General features: G+C 63.0%; 17 protein-coding genes. 15 read left to right on the top strand and 2 right to left on the bottom strand.

Translation table 11 applies throughout. The features are described from left to right. The first annotated feature begins 1 nt into the window (after window position 1). The 7 genes from xrtB to AC07VL_RS18420 all read left to right on the top strand — a co-directional run bounded on the left by xrtB (window position 2) and on the right by AC07VL_RS18420 (window position 9426). Entirely contained in the window at window positions 2-907 is a 906-nt protein-coding gene (gene xrtB, locus AC07VL_RS18450) for an exosortase B (RefSeq protein ID WP_494807128.1), read from the top strand. Beyond that, a complete protein-coding gene (gene epsI, locus AC07VL_RS18445; RefSeq protein ID WP_494807127.1) occupies window positions 904-1599 on the top strand; it encodes an exosortase-associated protein EpsI, B-type in 696 nt (231 codons plus the stop codon). Before xrtB ends, epsI begins: the two co-directional genes overlap by 4 nt. Before the next feature lie 116 nt (window positions 1600-1715). Continuing rightward, on the top strand, window positions 1716-3224 hold the full coding sequence (locus AC07VL_RS18440; protein WP_494807126.1) for a lipopolysaccharide biosynthesis protein: 1509 nt from the start codon (window positions 1716-1718) through the stop codon (window positions 3222-3224). A 10-nt stretch (window positions 3225-3234) separates the two neighbouring features. Then, window positions 3235-4668, top strand: a complete 1434-nt coding sequence (locus AC07VL_RS18435; RefSeq protein WP_494807125.1) for an O-antigen ligase family protein — start codon at window positions 3235-3237, stop codon at window positions 4666-4668. Beyond that, entirely contained in the window at window positions 4668-5606 is a 939-nt protein-coding gene (locus AC07VL_RS18430; RefSeq protein ID WP_494807254.1) for a glycosyltransferase family 2 protein, read from the top strand. Before AC07VL_RS18435 ends, AC07VL_RS18430 begins: the two co-directional genes overlap by 1 nt. Window positions 5607-5790: 184 nt before the next feature. Continuing rightward, on the top strand, window positions 5791-8028 hold the full coding sequence (locus tag AC07VL_RS18425; protein ID WP_494807124.1) for a heparinase II/III domain-containing protein: 2238 nt from the start codon (window positions 5791-5793) through the stop codon (window positions 8026-8028). A 144-nt stretch (window positions 8029-8172) separates the two neighbouring features. Beyond that, window positions 8173-9426: a glycosyltransferase gene (locus AC07VL_RS18420; RefSeq protein ID WP_494807123.1), complete on the top strand. Its 1254-nt coding sequence runs from the start codon at window positions 8173-8175 to the stop codon at window positions 9424-9426. Between the two features lie 4 nt (window positions 9427-9430). Here the strand turns inward: AC07VL_RS18420 and AC07VL_RS18415 are convergent, their stop codons facing one another. Continuing rightward, a complete protein-coding gene (locus AC07VL_RS18415; RefSeq protein ID WP_494807122.1) occupies window positions 9431-10681 on the bottom strand; it encodes a phenylacetate--CoA ligase family protein in 1251 nt (416 codons plus the stop codon). A gap of 474 nt (window positions 10682-11155) precedes the next feature. Here AC07VL_RS18415 and AC07VL_RS18410 point away from each other — a divergent pair, with 474 nt between their 5' ends. The 8 genes from AC07VL_RS18410 to AC07VL_RS18375 all read left to right on the top strand — a co-directional run bounded on the left by AC07VL_RS18410 (window position 11156) and on the right by AC07VL_RS18375 (window position 20638). After that, entirely contained in the window at window positions 11156-12211 is a 1056-nt protein-coding gene (locus AC07VL_RS18410; protein WP_494807121.1) for a glycosyltransferase family 4 protein, read from the top strand. 99 nt (window positions 12212-12310) lie between these two features. Beyond that, complete coding sequence (locus AC07VL_RS18405) at window positions 12311-13591, top strand: nucleotide sugar dehydrogenase (protein ID WP_494807120.1); 1281 nt, start codon at window positions 12311-12313, stop codon at window positions 13589-13591. 55 nt (window positions 13592-13646) lie between these two features. Beyond that, entirely contained in the window at window positions 13647-14669 is a 1023-nt protein-coding gene (locus AC07VL_RS18400; protein WP_494807119.1) for a DUF354 domain-containing protein, read from the top strand. A 73-nt stretch (window positions 14670-14742) separates the two neighbouring features. Beyond that, window positions 14743-15834 (top strand): Gfo/Idh/MocA family protein, encoded by a 1092-nt coding sequence (locus AC07VL_RS18395; protein WP_494807118.1) that lies wholly within the window; start codon window positions 14743-14745, stop codon window positions 15832-15834. Between the two features lie 134 nt (window positions 15835-15968). Continuing rightward, window positions 15969-16772, top strand: coding sequence for a hypothetical protein (locus tag AC07VL_RS18390; RefSeq protein ID WP_290606055.1), 804 nt, complete (start codon window positions 15969-15971; stop codon window positions 16770-16772). Beyond that, a complete protein-coding gene (gene wecB / locus AC07VL_RS18385; protein WP_494807117.1) occupies window positions 16769-17878 on the top strand; it encodes a non-hydrolyzing UDP-N-acetylglucosamine 2-epimerase in 1110 nt (369 codons plus the stop codon). The genes AC07VL_RS18390 and wecB overlap by 4 nt, the downstream gene beginning before the upstream one ends. A gap of 160 nt (window positions 17879-18038) precedes the next feature. Further along, window positions 18039-19193 carry a nucleotidyltransferase family protein gene (locus AC07VL_RS18380; protein WP_494807116.1) on the top strand — a complete coding sequence of 385 codons (1155 nt, stop codon included), beginning with the start codon at window positions 18039-18041 and terminating at the stop codon, window positions 19191-19193. 14 nt (window positions 19194-19207) lie between these two features. Next, window positions 19208-20638: a mannose-1-phosphate guanylyltransferase/mannose-6-phosphate isomerase gene (locus AC07VL_RS18375; protein WP_494807115.1), complete on the top strand. Its 1431-nt coding sequence runs from the start codon at window positions 19208-19210 to the stop codon at window positions 20636-20638. 3 nt (window positions 20639-20641) lie between these two features. Here the strand turns inward: AC07VL_RS18375 and AC07VL_RS18370 are convergent, their stop codons facing one another. After that, window positions 20642-21220 (bottom strand): LbetaH domain-containing protein, encoded by a 579-nt coding sequence (locus tag AC07VL_RS18370; protein WP_494807114.1) that lies wholly within the window; start codon window positions 21218-21220, stop codon window positions 20642-20644. Window positions 21221-21396: the final 176 nt, after the last annotated feature.

Genomic DNA, 21396 nt, shown 5'->3' with positions numbered 1-21396 from the left:
AATGACGACGCAAGCCAAACGCTGGTCGGGCCTGAACTTGCAGCAATGCAAGGAATATTTGCCGGAATGGCTGCCGCTGGCCCTGGGCCTGCTGGCCCTGTACATTCCGTCGTTCGCCGGCCTGTTTGGCGGCATCTGGGCGACGGAAGAGCAGGCGCATGGCCCCATCATCCTGTTCCTGTCGCTGTGGCTGATCTGGCGCAACTGGCCGGACATGCTGGAAAAAACCCGCGGCAGCGAACCCAGTGCGCTCGGCTGGGTGGTGCTGGCCATCGCCCTGGTGCTGTACGTGCTGGGCCGTTCGCAGCATCTCCTGGCCTTTGAAATCGGTTCCTTCATCTGGATGCTGGCCGCGGTGCTGCTGCTGAAACGGGGCTTGCGCGCCCTGAAGGTGCTGTGGTTCCCCTTTTTCTTCATGCTGTTCATGGTGCCGTTGCCGGCCCAGCTCGTGATCATGCTGACGATGCCGATGAAGATGGCCGTGTCGTGGGTGGTCGAGCACCTGCTGTTCTTTGCCGGCTACCCCATCGCCCGCACGGGCGTGATCCTGCAGATCGGCCAGTACCAGCTGATGGTGGCCGATGCGTGCGCCGGCCTGCAGACCCTGCTGTCGCTCGAGGCGCTGGGCCTGTTCTACCTGAATGTCGTGCGCCATACCTCGGCCTTGCGCAATATCGCCCTGGCCATCCTCATCATTCCCATCTCGTTCTCGGCCAACGTCGTGCGCGTCATCGTGCTGACCCTGATTACCTATTATTTCGGCGATGCGGCGGGGCAGGGCTTCCTGCACGGCTTTGCCGGCATGGTGCTGTTCATTACGGCATTGATCCTGATCCTGTCCGCCGACAGCCTGTTGCAATGGATCGTTAAACTGCGCGCGCGCAAAGCATCCGGGAGCCTGGCATGAAATCGATGACCCATTCCGTCAAGGTCAGCGTGCTGGCCGGCATCCTCATGGTGGCGTCGGCCGGTCTGGCCAAGCACTTGACGCCCAGCGTGAAGATCGCCGACAGCAAGAGCCAGTTTCAGCTTGCGGAAATCATTCCCGTGGCGTTTGGCGGCTGGACCATCGACACGAGCATCATTCCCCTGCAGGTCGATCCGGAAACGCAGGCGCGCCTGGACAAGATCTACAACCAGACGCTGTCGCGCACGTATATCGACCCGCAGGGAAACCGCGTCATGCTGTCGATCGCCTACGGTGGCGACCAGAGCAGCAACATGGCCGTCCACCTGCCGGAAGTGTGCTACGGCGCGCAAGGCTTCGAGGTGCAGAAATCGGGCCGCGGCGAGATCCGCACCGATTACGGTTCCTTGCCGGTGAAACACCTGTATGCCATCAACGGTCCGCGCCAGGAGCCGATCACCTACTGGATTACCGTCGGCGACAAGGCGCTCACGCCGGGCCTGGACCAGCGCATGCAGGAGCTGCGCTATGGCTTGAGCGGGGCGATTCCCGACGCCATGCTGGTGCGCGTGTCGACCATCGACAGCGATACCGGTGCCGCCTACGCAGTGCAGGAAGATTTTGTGCGCGCCATGCTGGCGGGCATGAAGCCGAAGGACCGCGCGCGCATCATCGGCAACTTCCCTGGCTGAGCGCCGCGCTCCCGGGCGCTGCCGGATGGTGTGGGGGCATGATATTTTGTCGATAGGAATGACCATTAACTCTCTGTTGCGGCGCCAGTGCGCCTTCACCCGCCCCGTGTCGCGCCATGTCCGCCAGCGCTGACGTCAAGACGCGCGCCGTCAGCGCCGTCAAATGGGCTGCGCTGGGCACGGTGACGCGTTTCGTGTTGCAGATGGGCGTGCAGATCGTGCTGGCGCGCCTGCTGGGGCCGGAAATCTACGGCCTGTTCGCCATGGGCTTGCTGGTCATGACACTGAGCACCTTTCTTGCCGATTTCGGTTTCGCCTGGGGCCTTGTGCAAAACCAGCAGCTGCACGACGACGACATCCGCTTTGCCTTCACGTGGCAGTGCCTGTCCGGCGCGGCCGCCATGCTGGGCCTGTACCTGCTGGCGCCGTGGATCGCCGCCTACTTCAAGGAGCCGCGCCTGGTATCGATCGTCAGCTGGCTGAGCCTGACGTGCCTGTTGAGCGCGATGACGGCGCCCAGCAGCAACCTGCTGCGCCGCCAGCTCAATTTCCGCTGGCTCAATATCGCGCAGATCCTCAGCTACGTGCTCGGCTACCTGTGCGTGGGCGTGCCGCTGGCCCTGCTCGGCGCGGGCGTCTGGACCCTCGTTAGCGCCTGGCTGGTACAGGCCCTGAGCCTGCTGGTACTGACGTATTGCCGCCATCCCCATTCCCTGCGTCCGCTGCTCTGGTACCCGGGCGCGCGGCGCTCGACGAACACGGGCGGCACCGTCTTCATCACCAATCTGAGCAACTGGTTCCTGAATAACCTGGACCGGGTGTTCCTGGGACGCATCCTCAACGCCCACGCCGTCGGCGTGTATGCGGTCGGCTATAACCTGGCCAACACGCCCAACTCGCTGTTCCTCAGCGCCCTGCAGCCCGCCTTCCTGGCCGCCGGCGCGCGCCTGCAGGACGACATGGCGGGCCTGCGGCAGGCCTACCTGTCCGTCATCGCCGCCACCTGGATCGTCATCGGTCCCGTCTTCGTGGTGCTGGCCGTGCTGGCCGGCGACCTGATCGCCACCTTGTATGGCGATGTCTGGCACGAATCGAGCCGCGTGCTGGCCGTGCTGGCGCTGGGCATGCCCGCCTACGTGACGTGGGGCATGTCGACGCCCATCCTGTGGAATACGGGCGGCAAGCACCTGGAAGCGCTGCTGCAGATGCCGCTGATCGTGCTGGCGTGCATTGCACTTTGGCAATTTTCCAGCCTGGGCGTGGTGGCGGTGGCTGCCATCGCCTCCGGCACCCTGCTGGCGCGCGCCCTGGTGATCGGCGTGGCGGCCTGCCGGCGCCTGCAGTTGGGGCCGGGGGACCTGTGGCCCAGCGCGTGGCGTGCCGCCGTGATGCTGCTGCTGGCGGTGGCGGGCGCCCATGGCGGTTCGCTGCTGGGCCACGCGGCCGGACAGGGGCCGCTTCCGGCCTTGCTGCTCGGCTCGCTTGGCGGTGGCGGCCTGCCCCTGCTGGCGGGCCTGCTTCAACCACAACTGCTGGGACGGCGTATCGTCGACCTGCTGGGACGTTTCAGTCCGCCGGTGCCGGCACGGGTCGGTGTTTATCTTCGTAGTAAATGTTCAGTATGATGAGATTGATATGATTGAATTTATCGTCGGCTTGGTGGTGTTGATCGCCGCAATCGTGGTCGTGGCGGGCATGGCGCTGAGTGCTCACTGGGGGCACAAGCGCGAACTGGGATTGATGCAGTATATTTCCTATCCCATTTTCCTGACGTATGCGCTGACGATCCTCCTGTCGGGCCGCGACCTGGCTTTTCCCGACGACGTGCTGGCCATCGTCGTCAGCAAGAGTACGCTCGTCTCCTGGCTGGGCCGCCTGAGCTCGGTGTTTCTCATTTTTTCGTGCGGCGAGCGCATCTTGCGCTACGTGCTCAATGCTGGCAGCGAGCACAAGCGCATGCCCGGCATGCTGCTGTTTGCCTTCTGGGTGTTTTACGTGAGCAATACCCTGATTCCGGCCCTGTTCGGCCAGTATGCGTATTTCTCCCATGAATTCCTGTATGCGCTGCTGGCGTGCCAGGCCGCCCTGATGGCCAACAGCAAGGCGGACGTGGATGCCATGACGGTCGTGCTGCGCAACTCGCTGCTGGCGCTGCTCGTTGCCAGTGCCGCCTGCATCGCCTGGAAGCATGGCCTGGTGCTGAGCACCAACTACCATGGGCTGGTGCCCGGCCTGAAACTGCGCTATGCGGGGCTGACCAGCCACGCCAACAGCCTGGGGCCGTTGTGCGTGCTATTCATGCTGTGCCTGTGGTATCGGCCTTTCCAGAATCGCTGGCTGGTGCGGCTCGGCTGGGTACTGGGGGGTGTCAGCCTGGTGCTGACCCAGTCGAAGACCAGCTGGATCGCCTTCCTCCTGTCGGTGCTGGTGCTGGCCTGGTACAGCCGGCGTGATGAAATCAATGCCCGCATTCAGGATTTCCGGCGACCCCACCTGCCCGTGCTGCTGGTGCTGATGCTGATGTTTGGCGGTGCCATGCTATGTCTGCTTTTCATGTTTGGCAGCGGCAGCGACAAGATCGCGCGCTTTTTCACGACCCGCGACGGCGCCGAGCTGATGACCTTCATGGGGCGTGACCAGATCTGGCAGATCGCCGTGGAAGAGTGGCGCAAGCATCCCGTGTTCGGCTATGGCCTGAATATCTTTGACGAGGCTTTCCGCAACAGTATCGGCATGCCGTTCGCCACGCATGCGCACAGCCAGTTTTTTCAGAGCCTGTCGAGCGCCGGCAGCGTGGGGGCGTTTGGCCTGATTTTCTACTCCCTGGTGCTGGCTTATTTCGTCGGCAAGACCGTCAGGGCCAGCCAGGGCCTGTCCCTGGCGCTGTTTATCTTGCTCATCTGCAAATCGATCAGCGAAGTGCCGCTGTCGCTGGCCAGCATGAGTCCTGACCTGCCGATCCATATGCTGCAGCTGGCCGTGCTGGCCCGCTATTACGTGCCGGTGGCGCAGCAACGCGCGGAGAAGGCGCTGGCGCGCCGCCATATGTTGGAAGGAAACCTGTCTTGATGTTGTGCTCTGTCATTATTCCGCTCTACAACAAGGAGCAGTATATCGCCGCGGCCATCGCCTCGGTGATGGCGCAAAGCCACCAGGACTTCGAAATCGTCGTCGTCGACGATGGCTCGCGCGACGGCGGTGCCGCCCTGGTGGAAGCCATGTCCGATCCGCGCATCCGCCTGCTGCGGCAAGCCAATGGCGGCGTATCGCGCGCGCGCAATGCGGGGATCGCCGCGGCGCGCGGGGAGCTGGTTTGTTTCCTCGACGCCGATGACTGGTATGGCAAGGATTTTCTTAAAGCAATGGTTTCCATCTACCAAAAGTATCCGGAAGATAGCTTTTTTTCTAGTTCTTTCCTGTGCATGAACGACCCGTCGGACGGGCATCTCGACGCGGCCGCCGATGCGGATTTTGCGCCGATCGCCAACTTTTATGCCTACCGGGCGGCACATGGGGTGTTTTACTGCACCAACTCGATCGCTGTGCCGCGCCGCTACCTGATGGCCATGCCGTTTTGTTTTCCCGAGGGAGACCAGTTCGGCGAGGATCAGGATCTGTGGTTCCGGCTTGCCGAGCGCCTGCAGCTGGTGTTTACGCCCGCGCGTCTGGTGGCGTATCGCTCGGACGTGGCTGGCAGCCTGTGTACCGTGTATAACCTGCGCACCTTGCCGCAGGTGTTTTCCCGGCTGGAGCAGCGTGCCGCCAGGCTGCCTGCCGCCGATCCGTCGCGCCATCCCGCCCTGAGCATTGTGGCCGATGCGCGCATCAAGGTGGCGCGCTATGCCTTGCAGGATGGGCGCCGCGGCGACGCGCTGGCGGAGCTGCGCAGGGCATTGCGTGGCGGCATGTCGATGCGCTGGCTGGTGACCTTGGTCATGTGTACGGTTGGCAACGCTTCCTTGCTCAAACGGTGGGAAATGTGGCGTGAATTGAAGAGGGACAACTAAATTCCTAGTAACCGAAAGTACTTTCGGTATAATGAATCCTGCGCCGGTGTTGTCACATGGAATTGCCGTCTGCGAGACCTTGTCCCTCCACGCGCGCCGCTCCGTCTCAAGGGAAGGCGATTATGCAAACAATGAAACTGCCTCCCGGAAAAGATGTCACCCTATTCTCATGGAGGCTACAAGCATGAAAGCCGCTAAACGTACTTTGCTGTGCAGTGCCGCTTGGTTGCTGTTCCCTTATAGTCACTATGCCCACGCCGACTGGGCCCAATCGACGGATGCGCTGGTGGTGAGGGCGATGCCGACGAACCGCCAGCTGCAGGTGCAGAATCCGCCGACCTTCACCTGGGCGCCATATTCGGCCACCACCGCCTCCTACACCCTCGAAATACGCAGCGGCACTACCGTGATCCGCACCTACACCAGCACGCGCAACTGGTATTTGCCCAGCGAGGCCTTGCCTGTAGGCAGCTATACGTGGCGCGTCCGCCCGACCAGCAGCGCGGCCTGGTCCGATGACCGTGCCTTCGATATCGCGGACAGCTCCAAGCAATTCGTGCTGCCGCAAAATGAAATCCTGCGCGCCAATATCCTGAAGCGCCCCCGTCCACGCGGCCTGCCAGCCAGCCTGCCGGCGGCGAGCGCCTGGAGCGCGGCCATGAAGGCGGAGCGGGGCGCCGCCCTGCAGGGCATGAGCAATGAAGTGGTCTTGCAGACGACCAATGTAGCATTGCCGTCCGATGCCAACTGGCCCCTGGTTGCCAGCAGCGTCATGACGGCTGCCTTTGCGGCGCAGATGACGTCGATCCGCACGTCGATCGTGCTGAACAGCCGGCAACTGGAGGCCGCGGCCCTGATGTTCCGCCTGACGGGCGAGCAGCGCTTCCTGACCGAGGCATTGCGGCGCGGAGATGCGCTGACGGCGCTCGATCCGAACGGCCCGACGAGCTATGTGAACCAGGCGCAAGGCAGCCGCTCCATTTCCCTGGCACTGAGCAAGGCACTGGACAGCCTCGGGGCCAACCTCGACGCGACCCGGCGCGCTGCCTGGATGGCGATGGTCAAGACGCGCACGGCCGTGATTTATCAGGAATTGCTCACCAGTAATGGCGGTATCGAGCAAAAGCCCTACGATGCCTTTACGGCCACGAATATCGGCTTTCTCGCCGCCATTTCGGCCTTGAGCCTGGGGGAGATTCCGGAAGCGACCACGTGGTTCGACTTTTCCGTGCGCTTCTTCTCCGGTTCGCTGATGGTCTGGAGCGGTCCTGAAGGTGGCTTCTCAGAAGGCACGGCGTACGCGGAGTTTGCCGCGGACAATGCCTTGCAGATATGGCAGCCCCTGCTGCAGGCCAGCGGCATCGACCTGTTTGCCAAGCCGTGGTCGGCAGGGCTGGCGCGTTTCTTCATGGAATTTGTTCCCCCCGGCGCGAAAACGCATATGTTCGGCGATGCCCAGGAGATCGAACCCGTATATCGCTTGCTGAAGGCTTATGTCTCGCGGTTTGCCACGCCGGAAGCGGCCTGGTACGTCAAGAATATCAGCTCGAACGAGGACATGCTGACCCTGCTCCAGGCGCCGTACCCCATGCCCGTCTCGACCGTGACGGAAACGCCGCGCCCGCCCGCCAATGGCGTGCTGTTCCCGAGTATCGGCTGGAGCGCGATGCACAGCAACCTTGCCGATCTGAAGCGCACGTCCGTGTATTTCAAGTCGACGCCGTATGGCTCGTTTTCGCATAGCCATGGCAACCAGAATTCCTTCGTGGTGACGAGCGCCAACGTGCCGTTGCTGATCGAAACGGGCTGGTATGACTGGTTCGGTTCACCCATGCACACGACCTGGTACCGCCAATCCAAGTCGGCCAACACGATCACGGTGGATGGCGGCGTCGGCCAGATGGTGGACGGTTACCGCGAGACGCTGGTGCGCAACGGCGCCATTACCGCCTTTTCCACGACACCGTCGGTGGACTATGTGGAGGGCAATGCGACGGCGGCCTATGGCGGCGCCCTGAACTCGGCAGTGCGGCAATTGTGGTATTTGCGCGACAGCGATGCCATTGTCGTGCGCGACAAGCTCGCCGCGCCTATCCTGCGCACCTTTGAATGGAACTTCCATGCGGCGGCGCCCATCCTCGTCGATGGCAGCGGGAATATTTCCATCGTCAACCAGGGCCGCTCCGTGTGCATCACGCCGGTTGCCGATCCGGGCGTGCGCTTTGAGCGCCGGACGGGGCCGCCACCGAAGGCGGGCAGCTACGAAGACCACGGCGCCCTGGTGCGCACGGCCAAGGCGGCCAGCGCCGAATTCCTGGTGCTGCTCGACGTGGGGTGCAAAAACCTGCCGGTGAGCATCACGCCGACGGCGACGGGCAGGCAATTGACGGTCGGCACGCAAAAAATCACGATCGCCAATTAAGCGGAGCCGTATTTCGGACAGGCCGTTTGCCAGCCAGGCAAGCGGCTTTTTTTTATGCCCTTGCGCTTGAGCGTGCAGACGGGAAAGTGAGATTTGCATGGTATTATTGCAATAAATACATGATATTACGGCGAGGTTAATTTGATGAGTACACCGGACGCTGCAGCACAGGACCACGGTCCGACGTTGCGTCTTTTGCAATTGGTGCCCGAGGCCTTGCCCACGTTCCGCGTCGACGTCACGACGCTGTTCGGCGATTATCTGCCACGCCACGGCATCGTATGCGACCTGGTCGGCAAGCCGGTGGCAGGCGCCTTGCCGGACCGCGGCGATGGCGCCGGCTTCGCGCGCGTGCGCACCAGCAGCGGGCAGGGCGGACGGCTGCGGCGCGAGGCGGCTTTTTTGCGTACCTGTCTCCAGGCCTTGTGCGCGGCGCAGCGCGCCGACTGCGACGTCGTCCAGGTGCGCGATATGGTGTCGATCGGCCTGCTTGCGCTCGTCATTGCCCGTTTGAAAGGCATTCCCTTTGTCTTCTGGGTATCGTTCCTGATGTGCGAGGCGCGCATCGCGCGTGCGCGGGCGCAGCTGGCTGCGCGCGGCGGCTTGCGCAACCGCTTGATCCTGCTCAAGGGATTGCTGGAAGAGCGCCTGCTGTACCATGTCGTGCTGCCGGGCGCGCAGCATGTCTTCGTGCAGAGCGAGGCGATGCTGCAGATGATGCTGGAGAAAGGCATTCCCAGGGCGCGCCTGAGCGCCGTGCCCATGGGCGTCGATACGCAGGCGCTGGCGGCCGCGCCGGTGCAGGCGGAACGCCCGCAGGGCTGGCAGGACGGGCCGTTGATCGCCTACCTGGGCACGCTCGATCCCAGCCGCCAGATCGAACGCATGGTCGAGGCGCTGGCCATCGTGCGCGGCAGCCATCCGGATGCGCGCCTGCTGCTGATCGGCAGCGCCGGTTCGCCGGCCGAGACGCAGGCGCTGCAGGCGCACGTGGGCGCATCCGGCCTGGATGCCGCCGTGCGCATCACGGGCTGGCTGCCTTCGCGGCAAGCCTGGGCCTTGCTGGCAAGCGCCGACGTGGCGGTGTCCTATTTTCCCCGTGGCATGATCCATGACACTTGTTCGCCCACCAAATTATTGGAATATCTGGCGCTGGGCATGCCCGTGGTAGCCAATGACAATCCGGACCAGGTGCGCGTGCTGGAAGAGAGCGGTGCGGGCTGGCTGGTCGGCAGCTCGACGCAGGCCATGGCCGAGGGATTGCTGGGCGTGCTGGCCGACCCGCCGGCGGCGCGCGCCCGGGCGGCAGGCGGACCTGCCTATATCGAGGCCGGGCGCAGCTACCGGGTCATCGCGGCCGCTGTCGCGGCACAGTACCGCCGCCTGCTGCAGCGCTAGCGCCTCAGGCCGCGGGCCGGCGTATCACGAAGCGGTGCTTGCCGTTCGCTTGCGCCACGAACGGGACGTTGTAGACAAAGTCCAGCCGCTCGAATGCCAGCGAGGCGCAGATGCGGCGGCGGTATTCCTCGTCCGGCATCTGGCTTGCATCGTGCGTGCCGTGCAGGTTGATTTCCAGGCGCTGCTCGTCGAACACCACCTGGAAGGCGTGGATGCGCCGGTCTTCGCGGAACAGGTGGGTGAAAAACTCGGAATGGACGGCCGCGCCGTGCGGGTCGACCACCATGTCATTTTGCCGCCCGCCCACCTCGTCGATCAGCGGCAGGCTGCGGCCGCAGGCGCATAGCCTGCCCGACATGCGCACCAGGTCGCCCGTGTCGCAGCGGGGCAAGAACATTGCGCGGTTCGCCATGTCGGTTGAGACCAGCCTTCCGTCAGGCAACACTTCCGCATGGCTGCGCGATGAAATCAGGTGAAAGCCATTGCGGTGTTCGCACTCGAAGGCGGAAACGCCGGCCTCGTTGCAGCCATACTGGCTGAAGCAGGGTATGCCGAAGGCCGCCTCGATGTCGGCCCGCATCGCCGGCGTCAGCACTTCCGCCGTGCACACGATCCCGCGCAGCGCGTGGGGCCGGCGCGTGCCGGACGCCAGCCGGTGGCGGGCCAGTCGGTGGACGGCGGAGGCATAGCCGTACAGCAGGCGGAAGCCGCCCTGTCCCAGGACTGCGTCATACTCATCCATGCGCTGCGGCGACATGTCGAAGGCGGACAGGACGCTGACATTGAGCAGCCGGTAATAGATGCGCTGCTGGTAGCCGGTGCCAAACAGGGAAGACCCTGCCAGAAACGCCACTTTGTCGCCCAGCCGGTAGCCGGCCGCTTCCCAGGCGAGGAAAATGCCGGCCCACAGATACGATTGCGCTTCATTGCCAGTGTAGTAAACCAGCGGCTCTCCCGTGGAGCCGCCCGTCTTCTTGCGCATGACCTTCCCCTTGTAGAGGGGATTGATCAGCTGCTCACGGTGGGTGTTGATGAAACGCTTGTCCAGCACCGGCAGCGCATCGAAATGGCTGACGTCGCGAAACAGGGGCAATGCATGGCGCATCGCATCAAAATAGTCATCGAGCTGGCGGCGCTGTCTTGCCTGCATGCTCGCCGGGTCCTCGTATTGCCAGCGGCGTAGTGATTTGAGCAGGCCGACCGAATCGGTGCCGCGGGCCATGTCAATTAATTTGTAGCGCAACGCTAAGGTCATTCTGTGTACTCTCTATTCTCGCGCTGGACAGAATGGAATGCCATCGTGGACAGCTCGCCGGCGTGCCGCCGCGCAAGTTTGCTTGCAGGCACGCCGGATGCAAAGGGGTGATTATTCATAATACAATATTTTTCGGATCGCCGTATTCATTCTGCCCCTTCCGGTCAACTGTGAAGCGAGGTGTGGTCCAATTGAAAAAGTTAATTTTAAAGAAGTATTTTCGTTGTACAATAGTTACTCTTTATGAGCACAAGAATAACAATTTTGCGGTGTTGCAAAATGTATTGGGTATATCCGCGAAGAATGTGCAAAAATAAGAAAAATGCAATGGTTTTAAGTGCGACGATATGCCGGGCAGGCTGGGCAAAGCGATGTCCGCATCCTGCGGCATGCACTGCCACCTGTAGTGCCGTGGCCTGACATGGTGCTGGATAGAAAAGTGAGGGCTGGATGAAGGCTGCATGCAAGGTATTGATGATGGGCACCCATCCGGATGGCAAGGGGGGGATTGCGACCGTCGTGGCTGTGTTGCAACAGCAGGGTTTTTTTGAGCGCAATCAAGTGCGCTATATTGCCACGCATGCCCAGGTGGGTGCGCTGCGCAAGCTGGCCACGGCCATGGGCGCCATGGTGACGGTGGGCTGGATTTGCCTTGTCCAGCGTCCTGCCATCGTGCACGTGCATTCGGCATCGGGCACCAGCTTTTACCGGAAATCATTGATCTTGCTCATGGCAAGATTGTTTGGCCGAAAGACTATTTTTCATTTGCATGGTGCCGAATTCCGTCAGTTTGCCTACGACAAATCGGGGCCGCTTGGCCGCTGGTGGATACGGCGCACGCTGGCCGGCAGTTCCGTCGTGGTGGCGCTGTCGGAAAGCTGGAGCGGATTTTTGCACGCCTTGTCGCCGACGGCGCGCTTGCGCGTGGTGTTCAATTCGGTGTCCTTGCCGGTACTGCCGCAGCCGCTGCGCGAAGAGGCGGGCCGCATCCTGTTTCTGGGCCGGGCAGAAAAGCGCAAGGGCATCTTCGTCTTGCTGGAGGCAATTGCTTTGCTGAGGCAGGAGTTTCCTGAGGTCATGCTGGTGGTCGGCGGCGACGGTAATCTCGACGCCGTCGCGCGCGCGGTGGAGCGGCTGCAGCTCGGCGCGCACGTCAGCATTATGGGCTGGATAGGCGCGGCCGAGCGCGACGAGCAACTGGCCCGCGCGGCGATCTTTACCCTGCCGTCGCATGACGAAGGCTTGCCCATGTCGATGCTCGAGGCGATGGCTGCGGCCAAGGCGGTGGTGGTGACGCCCGTGGGGGGCATTCCCGAGGCCGTCGAGGACCAGGTCAATGGCTTGCTCGTCGCGCCTGGCGATGCTGCCGCGCTGGCAGCGGCATTGCGCACTCTGTTGTCGGATGTCGCGCTGCGCCGGCGCATCGGGGAGCGCGCGCGCGCCACTGTCGCTGCGCGTTTCAGTACCGAGGTGGTGATGGAGCAACTGGCCGGCCTCTACCGCGAACTGGAAGGGCCGGCACTGCCGTGAACCTGGTAATGACGGGGCCGTTCGCAGCACGGTAGTCGTGCTGTCGGGAAAGCCGTGTGCTTGCCTGGCCAAGATTGAATTTTTTTCGAAGGTTTTGTTATGATAACTATCGCAGTGATTGGCCTGGGCTACGTCGGCCTGCCCCTGGTCGTGGAATTTGGCAAGCTGGGGCGTACTATCGGCTTTGATATTTCCGTCGAGAAAGTTCAAGCTTGCCAGCGCGGCACGGATCCCTCGCGCGAATTGAGCGACCAGCAGATGGCCGCGGCCGTGCATGCCGAGTATTCGTCCGAGCCGCCGATACTGGCCGAGGCCGATATCATCATCGTTGCCGTGCCGACGCCCGTCGACCAGGCGCACAATCCCGATTTTTCGCCCCTGATCGGCGCCAGCCGCACGGTCGGGCAATATCTGAAGAAGGGCGCGACCGTCGTCTACGAGTCGACCGTGTATCCGGGCGCCACCGAGGAAGTGTGCATTCCCGTGCTGGAACAGGTTTCCGGCCTGAAGTGGCAGCAGGATTTCTATGTCGGCTATTCCCCCGAGCGTATCAACCCGGGCGACCGCAAGCACATGCTGACGAATGTCATCAAGGTCGTTTCGGGCGACACGCCGCAGACGCTCGAGCGCGTGGCCGCCATGTATGAAACCATCGTCGAGCCGGGCGTGCACCGCTGCTCCAGCATCAAGGCGGCGGAAGCGTGCAAGGTGATCGAAAACACCCAGCGCGACCTGAATATCGCGCTGATGAACGAGCTGGCCATCATTTTCGACAAGATCGGCATCGATACGTCGGAAGTGCTGAAGGCGGCCTGCACCAAGTGGAACTTCCTGAAATTCTCGCCCGGGCTGGTGGGCGGCCACTGCATCGGCGTCGATCCCTATTATCTGACGCACAAGGCGGAAATGCTGGGCTACCACCCGCAGGTGATCCTGGCCGGGCGCCGCATCAACGACGGCATGGGCAAGTACATCGCCGAGCAGACCATCAAGAACATGATTGCCTCGGGCAGCTACATCAAGGGCGCCCGCGTCAACGTCCTGGGCCTGACGTTCAAGGAAAACTGCGCGGACTTGCGCAATTCGAAGGTGGGCGACGTCATCCGTGAACTGAAGACCTACGGCGTGGAAGTGTTCGTGCACGACCCTTACGCCGAGCAGGAAGAGGCGATGCATGAATATGGCGTGCGCCTGTTCAGCTGGGAAGAGCTGCCGCGCGCCGACGCCATCGTGGCGGCCGTTTCGCACCAGCAACTGCTCGACTTGCCGGTGGAAGAACTGCAGCGCAAGCTGATCAAGGGCGGCTGCTTCATCGACGTCAAGGCCTGCTTCGACCAGCCGGCGCTGGAAGAGGCCGGCATCAAGGTCTGGCGCCTGTAAGGGCCGGCGCCGCGCTGTCGCGCGGCATCTTTTTTTATCGTTGCAAGGGTAATTCATGCGTATCTGGTTTGAACTGACCAACTCGCCGCACATCAATATGTTCGCGGCCATGATCCGCGAACTGGAACGCGAACACGAAGTGCTCATCACGTGCCGGCCGCTGGCCAACACGGTCGAGCTGCTGAACCTGCACGGCTTCCAATATACGGTGGTGGGCAAGCACTACGGCGGCAAGCTGTCGGCCAAGCTGTTCGGCTTTCCCGTGCGTGTCTACCAGCTGTGGCGTTTTCTTCGGGGCAAGAAGGTCGACGTGGCGATCGGCCAGAGTTCCTTCCATCTGCCCGTGGTGGCCCGGCTGATGGGCATCCGCTCCATCTACATGAATGACAACGAGCATGCCGTGGGAAATATTCCCGCGTTCCTGTTTGCCGACAGCATCATGGTGCCGGAATTCCTCGGCATGGAAAAGCTGAAGAAGCAATGGGCCAATCCGCGCAAGGTCCTGCATTATCCGGGCGTCAAGGAAGGAATTTATCTGTGGGAACTGGACCAGCGCCTGGGCGCCGGGGCGGCAAACCCGCGCGCGGGACGGGCGCGGCCCGTCGTGTATATCCGCCCGGAACCGTGGACGGCCCAGTATTACAAGGGCAGCCGCAATTTCCTCGATGAGTTGCTGTTGGGCATGAAAGACCGCGTCGACATCGTCTTGTTGCCACGTGGAAAAGAGCAGGGCGTGCATTACCAGGACCCCAGGTTTGCCGGCGTGCGCGTGGTGACGACGGCGCTGGACATCGCCGACATCGCGCCCGATTGCGACCTGTTCATCGGCGCCGGCGGCACCATGACGCGCGAGATGGCAGTGCTGGGCATCCCCACCATTTCCGTCTACCAGGATGCCTTGCTCGACGTCGACCGCCACCTGCTGGAGGCGGGTGCCTTCGAGCACTGGCCGGACCTGACGGCGGCGCAGGCGCTGGCCTACCTGGACAGCGCCACGCAGCAGCCGCCGAACCGCAGCCTGCTGGAAAAGGGCCGCGCCGCGTATGACCTGGTGAAGCGGCAGCTCGTGGGTGGATAATATTTGATTAACAATATCCGGGCGATGGCGGCACAGGCCCCGTCGTCCCGGCAGCGCTAAAGGACAAGATAATATGATACGCCTCGCAGTAGTAGGCCTGGGCAAGATGGGCTTGTCCCACCACTCCATGATCAATGCACACCCCGGCGTCAAGCTGGCGGCCGTTTGCGATGCCACCGGCTACATGCTCGACATCCTGGGCAAATATACGGGCGTGAAGACCTATACGGACTTCGACGTCATGCTCGACGAGCTGGAACTCGATGCCGTCATCATCGCCACGCCGTCCAGCATGCACGGCAAGATGGTGCTGGCCGCGCTGAACAAGAATCTGCACGTATTTTGCGAAAAGCCGTTCTGCCTCGACACGGAGGAAGGCGAGCAGGCCACGCGCCTGGCTGCGGAGAAGGGCCTCGTCAACCAGGTTGGCTACCACTACCGTTTCGTCGGCGCCTTCCAGGAAGTCAAGCGCCTGCTCGACCTGGGCGTGATCGGCGAGGTGACGCACATGCTGGCCGAAGCCTATGGCCCGGTGGTGCTGAAGCCGAAGGGCTCCACATGGCGTACCCAGCGTTCGGAAGGCGGCGGCTGCCTGTACGACTACGCGGCCCATCCGCTGAACCTGCTGAACTGGTATTTCGGCGCGCCGCGCGGCGTGGGCGGCTCCGTCCTCAACAAGATATTCTCGGCCGATACGGACGACGAAGTGTTTTCCACCCTGTATTACGCCGATGGCAAGAGCGCCCAGCTGTCCGTCAACTGGAGCGACGAGTCCTACCGCAAGATGACGACGAAGGTCAGCGTGTGGGGCAAGAACGGGCGCATCGCCGCCGACCGCCAGGAAATCCAGGTCTACCTGCGCGACGCCAGCGGCGCGCCGGAAGGCTACCGCGAAGGCTGGACCGTGCGCAACACGACGGAATTGACGGAACCGGTCGACTTTTACCTGCGCGGCGAAGAGTATTCCGCGCAGCTCGACTATTTCGTCCGTTGCATCGTTGACAAGCGCGCGGACGACAACGTGAACTCCTTCGCTTCCGCGCTGGCCACCGACCGCGTCATCTCGATGCTGATCGCCGATGCGGAAAAAGGACCTGGCGTACTGTCCGGCGATGCCTTGCCGGAACAGCCAAAGAAGAAAAAAGGCTTCTTTTTCGGCCGCTGACAGGCCGCGCAGCTGGATTTCGATACGAAATATGAATGGAGCAGGAAATGGATCAACTCGATCGTTTGTTATTTGGTGATAATCAGTTCTTCGGTGTAAATCATATGTCGGAGGAAAAAGCACGGGCCCAGGCCATGCGTTTTCAGGATATCAAGGCCGTTATCGGCGTGCTCGATAATGCCTACGATGAAGGAGTGAAATCCTTCATGTGCACGACCCATGACCGTATCGCGCAGGTGTGCGATCACATGCGTGCCGACCCGGTGCGCTACAAGGATTTCAAATTCATGCCTTGCATGCCGTATGCCCACAAATATGCCAATGCCGTCACGGAAGACGGCATCATGGGTGCGCTCAGGCGTTTCACGCCCGACGAAGGCTTCCTGAACGCCGCATTTCGTGGCGGTAAGGCCTTGGCGACCAAGGATATCGAAGGCATCATCACCTTGCTGGTGGATGCGGAAATGAAGATGTTCGCCGGCCTGAACACGCCCGTGATCTTCCTGCAGAACGTGGTGGTCGACCTGCTGCTGGGCCTGGGCTTCAAGGATGCCTTTTTGATTTTCGCCAATCACGTGCGCAAGCGCTACAACGCCGAGCCCGGCTTCATCACCATGAACCTGCCCAAGCTGCTCGACGTGCTGGAGGAACTGGGCATCGACAACCCCATCGTCTGCTCGAACATCAACAAGGTGGGCTTCCGCATGTCCGGCGGCTTCGATGCCTACCAGAGCGCCTTGCGCGACCGCAAGTTCCGCGCCATCGCCATGTCTGTCTTCGCCTCGGGCGCCATTGCGCCGGAAGAAGCGATCGAGTGGGTGTGCCAGCAGCCGAACATCGAATCGATCGTCTTTGGCGCTTCCAGCCGCGGCAATATCCGCAACACGCGCGAGCTGGTGGACCGCTACTGGCGCACCGGACAGGAGCAGGCATCATGAAGACCATCTACCTGGTGGCCGGCGCGCGGCCCAATTTCATGAAGATCGCGCCCATCGTGCGCGCGCTGCAGGGCCACCCGCGCCTGGCGTTCAAGATCATCCATACGGGCCAGCACTACGACCGCGAGATGAACGACGTGTTCTTTGAAGAGCTGGGCATTCCCGAACCGGACGTCTTCATGGCGGCCGGCGGCGGCACGCACGCGGAACAGACGGGCAAGATCATGCTGGCCTTCGAGCAGCTGTGCCAGGCCGAGCGCCCGGCCGCCGTGCTGGTGGTGGGCGACGTCAATTCCACGCTGGCCTGTTCCATCGCGGCCAAAAAACTGGGTATTCCCGTGGCGCACGTGGAAGCGGGCCTGCGCAGCGGCGACATGGGCATGCCGGAAGAAATCAACCGTCTCGTGACGGACAGCATTTCGGACTGGTTCTTCGTCACGGAACCGAGCGCCGTCGAGCATCTGCGGCGCGAAGGCAAGGCCGATGCCGCCATCCATTACGTGGGCCATGTGATGGTCGACAACGTGCTGTACCAGGCTGAAAAACTGGGCCGCGAGTCGCCGCAGCAATTTGAAACGTCGGCCTTCAAGGCGGCGCACAGCGGTGCCGGCACCCGCTATGGCGTGGTGACCCTGCACCGTCCCAGCAATGTCGACAGCGCGCAAGACATGCGCAAGGTGGCCGGCGCGCTGGTCGAGATCGCCGCCGACCTGCCCCTGATCTTTCCCGTGCATCCGCGCACGCGCGCCAACCTGGACAAGTTCGGCATCGACCTGGGGCCGAACGTCACGCTGGTGGGCCCGCAAGGCTACATGGCCTTCCTCGACCTGTGGAAGGATGCGGCGCTGGTGCTGACCGACAGCGGCGGCCTGCAGGAAGAAACCACGGCGCTGGGCGTGCCATGCATTACCATCCGCGAAAACACGGAGCGTCCCGTCACCGTCGACGAGGGCAGCAATGTCCTGGCCGGCACGGACCCGCTGCGCATCGTGGCCGAGGCGCGCAAGGTACTGCGCGGCGAAGGCAAGCTGGGCCGCCGTCCGGATCTGTGGGATGGCCAGGCCGCGCAGCGCATCGTGGCGCAGCTGGACAAGGAATTGGCGTAAGAGCAGGCAAGGCATGCAAGGGACAGGCTGAAAGAGGACTGGACCGGCGCACAGGGCGGACAGAGACAGCGCCGCCCATGCGCCGGCAAGACGGCCGACGGCTGGCGAACTCCCCGCCGGACGCCGCATCCACCCCAACAACGATGGAAAGCGACCGACGATGAAAGCGATGATACTGGCTGCAGGCAAGGGCACCCGCGTGCGCCCCCTGACCTATGATTTACCGAAACCGATGATACCCATCCTGGGCAAGCCCGTGATGGCTTACCTGGTCGAGCATCTGTCCCGCTACGGCATTACCGAAATCATGGTCAATGTCAGTTACCTGCATGAAAAAATCGAGGAGTATTTCGGCGAAGGGCATCAGTTCGGCGTGCAGATCGGCTACTCCTTCGAAGGCTACACGAATGACGCGGGCGAAGTCGTGCCCGAGCCGCTGGGATCGGCAGGCGGCATGAAGAAGATCCAGGAGTTCGGGCACTTTTTTGACGAGACGACGATCGTGCTGTGCGGCGATGCCTTGATCGACCTCGACATCAAGTCGGCCCTGTTCGAGCACCGCCGCAAGGGGGCGCTGGCATCCGTCGTCACGCTGGAAGTGCCGTGGGACAAGGTGTCGAGCTATGGCGTGGTCGTCAGCGACGACGACGGCCGCATCCGCGCCTTCCAGGAAAAGCCGGCACGGGGCGAGGCGCTGTCCAATTGCGTCAGCACGGGCATCTATATTTTCGAGCCGGAAGTGCTGGACCTGATCCCCAGTGACCGGCCGTTCGACATCGGCTCGGAACTGTTTCCCCTGCTGGTCGAGAAGGGCTTGCCTTTCTATGCGCAAAAGCGCAACTACAACTGGATCGATATCGGCAGCGTCAAGGATTACTGGGAAGTGCTGCAAAGCGTGCTGATGGGCGAAGTGGCCCAGCTGGACGTGCCCGGTATCCAGATCGACGACGGCCTGTGGGTGGGCTTGAATACCAGCATCGACTGGAGCGGCGGCACGCGCATCGAGGGCCCCGTGTACATCGGTTCGGGCAGCCGCATCGAGGCGGGTGCGACGATTGTCGGCCCGACCTGGATCGGCCACGGCAGCCACGTCTGCGCGGGCGCTGAAGTGGTGCGCAGCGTGCTGTTCGAGTACACGCGCGTGCTGCCGGGCGTGGTGCTCGATGAAATGATCGTCTTCAAGGATTACAGCGTCGACCGGGCCGGCGAGATGCGGCATGCGTCGCAGTACGACCCCGACGCCTGGGCGAATGCCCGCGACCGGCGCAACCGCCGGCGCGCCGATGCCCCCATGGAATTGCGCGTCGTTAAATAACCAGGAGCCCCGACATGAACATCTATCCAGTGATCTTGTCGGGGGGCTCCGGCAGCCGCCTGTGGCCCTTGTCGCGCCAGGCGCTGCCGAAACAGCTGCTGCCGCTGGTATCGCGGCAGACGCTGCTGCAGGATACCGTGCAGCGCGTGCGCGACCTGGACGATGTCGCGCTGCACGCCATGCCGCCGCTGCTCGTCTGCGGCAGCGAGCACCGCTTCATGGTGGCGGAGCAGCTGCGCCAGGCGGGCGTGGCGCCGCTGGGCATCGTGCTCGAACCACAGGGGCGCAACACGGCGGCGGCCGTGGCGGCGGCCGCGCAGTATCTGCTGGCGCACGATGCCGAGGCACTCATGCTGGTCTTGCCGGCCGACCATCAGGTGGGCGATGTGGCCGCGTTTCACCAGGCGATTGCGCAGGCGGCCCCGCTGGCCGCGGCGGGAGCGCTGGCCACGTTTGGCATCCTGCCGACGGCCGCCGAAACGGGCTACGGCTATATCCTTGCCGGCGCACCCCTGCCCGGATCGGCGCACGGGCGGCAGGTGGAGCGCTTCGTGGAAAAGCCGGACCTGCCGACGGCCCGCGCCTTTCTGGCCGACGAGCGCTACCTGTGGAACAGCGGCATGTTCCTGTTCCGCGCCGCCGCCTGCCTGCGCGAACTGCGGGCGCTGGAACCGGACCTGCTGGCAGCGTGCGAGCAGGCCGTCGCGCACGGCAGCCGCGACCTGGACTTTTTCCGCCTGGAGCCGGCCGCCTTTGCCCGCTGCCGCAGCGTCTCGCTCGACCATGCTGTGATGGAGCACACGCACAGCGCCGTCGTCGTGCCCGCCGCCATCGGCTGGAGCGACATCGGCTCCTGGTCGGCCCTGTGGGAAGTCCTGCCCCAGGACGAGCAGGGCAATGTCGTGCGCGGCGACGTGTATCTCGACGGCGCGCGCAATTGCCTGGTGCGGGCCGGCAGCCGCATGCTGGCTGTCCTGGGCGTGGACGACCTGGTGATCGTCGAGACGGACGATGCCGTGCTGGTGGCGCATCGCGACCAGGTGCAGCGGGTGAAGCAGGTGGTGGACTACCTGGCGCGCCACGAACGCACGGAGCACCTGCAGCACCGCCTCGTGTACCGTCCCTGGGGCAGTTACGAAGGCATCGACGCGGGCGAGCGCTTCCAGGTCAAGCGCATCGTCGTCAATCCCGGGGGACAGCTGTCGCTGCAGATGCACCATCACCGCGCCGAGCACTGGGTGGTCGTGCGCGGCACGGCCCGCGTGACCTGCGGCGAGAGCGTCAGCTTACTGACGGAAAACGAATCGACCTATATTCCCATCGGCATGACGCATCGCCTGGAAAATCCTGGCAAGCTGCCCCTGCACCTGATCGAAGTGCAGACGGGCAGCTACCTGGGGGAGGACGACATCGTGCGCTATGCCGATGCCTATCAGCGGGCGTGAGCGTCAGGGCACGGGATGCATGACGTCGGGGGTGCAGCCGCTCTTGACCACCTTGCCCGGATTGCCCACCACGATGGAGTACGGCGGGATGTCTTCCGTGACGACGGCGCCGCCGCCGATGCGGCTGCCGCGCCCGATGGTGATGCCGCCCGTGATGATGGCGTGCGGCCCTACCCACACCTCGTCCTCCAGGGTCGGGTAGCCGATGACGCGTTGCCCATCCTTGGCGATGCGGTCGCGCCGGCCCAGCGTCACGCCATGGAACAGCGTGACATTGCGGCCGATGATGGCGCCCGGGCTCATGACCATGCCCCAGCCATGGGTGAGGGCAAAGCCGGCGCCGATCCGGGCGGACCAGGGAAAGTCCACGCCGGCCCGGTTTGCCGCATGGCGGTGCAGCAGCTTGCAAACGGGCATGAACACGCGCCAGGCGCGGCCCGCCTGCGATACCGCCTGGCACAGGCGGGCCGTCGCGACGACGCGGAAGGCCCTGCTGCGCAGGATTTCCTTGAATGTCAGGCCCCAGCTGCTGCGGCCGGCCAGCCGGTAAGTGTCAGCCTTCAATGCTGCCCAGATTGTCATGCGGTCCCCACTCTCCACGTCGTCCAGTCTCGTTGTCGTTGGGAGATATTATATCTTTACTATGTTTGCCGCTGCCACGGTAATGACAGGGCAGGAAACATGATGCCATAAAGAAACTATTTATTAAATAAAAAATAAGAAAATAAATTGCTTTATGCTATCATTGCTGTCGGTTA

This window comes from Janthinobacterium sp. GW821-FHT03C08 (assembly GCF_059420905.1).
Note: the sequence above shows the minus strand (reverse complement) of the source record. Positions and strands in the feature narration are given on the sequence as shown.

Coding starts and splice junctions, on each gene's coding strand:
- xrtB (WP_494807128.1), top strand. CDS start 2: ATGACGACGCAAGCCAAACGCTGGTCGGGCCTGAACTTGCAGCAATGC.
- epsI (WP_494807127.1), top strand. CDS start 904: ATGAAATCGATGACCCATTCCGTCAAGGTCAGCGTGCTGGCCGGCATC.
- AC07VL_RS18440 (WP_494807126.1), top strand. CDS start 1,716: ATGTCCGCCAGCGCTGACGTCAAGACGCGCGCCGTCAGCGCCGTCAAA.
- AC07VL_RS18435 (WP_494807125.1), top strand. CDS start 3,235: ATGATTGAATTTATCGTCGGCTTGGTGGTGTTGATCGCCGCAATCGTG.
- AC07VL_RS18430 (WP_494807254.1), top strand. CDS start 4,668: ATGTTGTGCTCTGTCATTATTCCGCTCTACAACAAGGAGCAGTATATC.
- AC07VL_RS18425 (WP_494807124.1), top strand. CDS start 5,791: ATGAAAGCCGCTAAACGTACTTTGCTGTGCAGTGCCGCTTGGTTGCTG.
- AC07VL_RS18420 (WP_494807123.1), top strand. CDS start 8,173: ATGAGTACACCGGACGCTGCAGCACAGGACCACGGTCCGACGTTGCGT.
- AC07VL_RS18415 (WP_494807122.1), bottom strand. CDS start 10,681: ATGACCTTAGCGTTGCGCTACAAATTAATTGACATGGCCCGCGGCACC.
- AC07VL_RS18410 (WP_494807121.1), top strand. CDS start 11,156: ATGATGGGCACCCATCCGGATGGCAAGGGGGGGATTGCGACCGTCGTG.
- AC07VL_RS18405 (WP_494807120.1), top strand. CDS start 12,311: ATGATAACTATCGCAGTGATTGGCCTGGGCTACGTCGGCCTGCCCCTG.
- AC07VL_RS18400 (WP_494807119.1), top strand. CDS start 13,647: ATGCGTATCTGGTTTGAACTGACCAACTCGCCGCACATCAATATGTTC.
- AC07VL_RS18395 (WP_494807118.1), top strand. CDS start 14,743: ATGATACGCCTCGCAGTAGTAGGCCTGGGCAAGATGGGCTTGTCCCAC.
- AC07VL_RS18390 (WP_290606055.1), top strand. CDS start 15,969: ATGCGTTTTCAGGATATCAAGGCCGTTATCGGCGTGCTCGATAATGCC.
- wecB (WP_494807117.1), top strand. CDS start 16,769: ATGAAGACCATCTACCTGGTGGCCGGCGCGCGGCCCAATTTCATGAAG.
- AC07VL_RS18380 (WP_494807116.1), top strand. CDS start 18,039: ATGAAAGCGATGATACTGGCTGCAGGCAAGGGCACCCGCGTGCGCCCC.
- AC07VL_RS18375 (WP_494807115.1), top strand. CDS start 19,208: ATGAACATCTATCCAGTGATCTTGTCGGGGGGCTCCGGCAGCCGCCTG.
- AC07VL_RS18370 (WP_494807114.1), bottom strand. CDS start 21,220: ATGACAATCTGGGCAGCATTGAAGGCTGACACTTACCGGCTGGCCGGC.